Genomic DNA, 1,006 nt, shown 5'->3' with positions numbered 1-1,006 from the left:
GTTCTACAAGACAGACCTTGTTTAATTCGGGTCATGCAGCAGGTAATTGGCGCGAGTTAACCTTTACAGGAGGGAGTATCTTAGCCTTCTACTTAATTCAAAATGGCACGAGTGAGAATTGGTTAGCCCTAGTCTTTATTGACGATACTAAAAGCCGCTCCTTTATACAATCTTCATTTATTCATGGTTATAGCAGCTAATTTGATACCTATCTTGCATAGTTCCTTGACTTTAGCTTCTTTCTTACCTTCCTTGCCTTTGGATAGCCTTTTCTCTACCCAAGGCATTATGATTATGCTGTTGGCGGCTTATGCTGGTGCAATGTGGATGTTTCTTACCAGCGCCCCAAAAGTTTATACTGTGATGGTGTCAGATTTGGAAATTGCCCGACAACTCTATGAAGGTTTGCTAGATTTGCCCGCTGCGGAAGTACCTTTGCACTATTATTACAACTACGAACAAACTATTGGTGCAACGGGGATTGATCCGCTTTATATGTCTTCTAGTCCCAGTTGGTCTAATAAAACCATGACTAATGGCAGTGATGGACTATGGTATCAATTAAAGAAAAATATTCAACTGCACATTATTACTGGTGCGAGTTTAGGAACTAAAAATCAACAGCGTCATGTTTGTTTTGACCGTGATTGTTTGGAGTTGATTTTAATGCGGGTGGAAGTGCGGGGTTTGAAGTTTAAAATTCGCAATCAAAAACCTTTGAATTTTTTGGTGAAGGACTATGAAGGCCGTGTGATTGAAATGGCTGAAGTTACTGGTTAGTTAGGGTTTGCTGAAAAAGTTATCTGTGAAGGACCAGTGACAGATGCTACGCCACGGTGACAGTTTCAAGAGTTGGATAGGAACTATTTTTTCTTTAAGTAGGGTTTGCTGAATAAACCTAAAACCTTGATATATCAAAGGTTAGAGGCTGATAAACACAGAAATTAGTCCAAGGGTTTTGAAGGGTATACCGGAAAAAGTGTGCATTTTTTGGGATTTCAAGAGA

2 protein-coding genes are annotated in these 1,006 nt (G+C 39.7%); both read left to right on the top strand.

Annotated elements, in window-relative coordinates; all coding sequences use genetic code 11:
* Positions 1-200: hypothetical protein (locus tag FFR48_RS29865; RefSeq protein WP_236104237.1), on the top strand; the 200-nt coding region annotated here is incomplete at its 5' end.
* Positions 184-780, top strand: a complete 597-nt coding sequence (locus FFR48_RS28065; RefSeq protein ID WP_137669594.1) for a glyoxalase-like domain protein — start codon at positions 184-186, stop codon at positions 778-780. The genes FFR48_RS29865 and FFR48_RS28065, both read left to right, overlap by 17 nt.
* Positions 781-1,006 lie beyond the last annotated feature (226 nt).

Source organism: Sphaerospermopsis reniformis (assembly GCF_005402885.1).
In the GTDB taxonomy this organism is placed as follows: Bacteria; Cyanobacteriota; Cyanobacteriia; order Cyanobacteriales; family Nostocaceae; genus Sphaerospermopsis; species Sphaerospermopsis kisseleviana.
The sequence above is the reverse complement of the archived record's forward strand: the minus strand, read 5'-3'. Positions and strand labels throughout refer to the sequence as shown.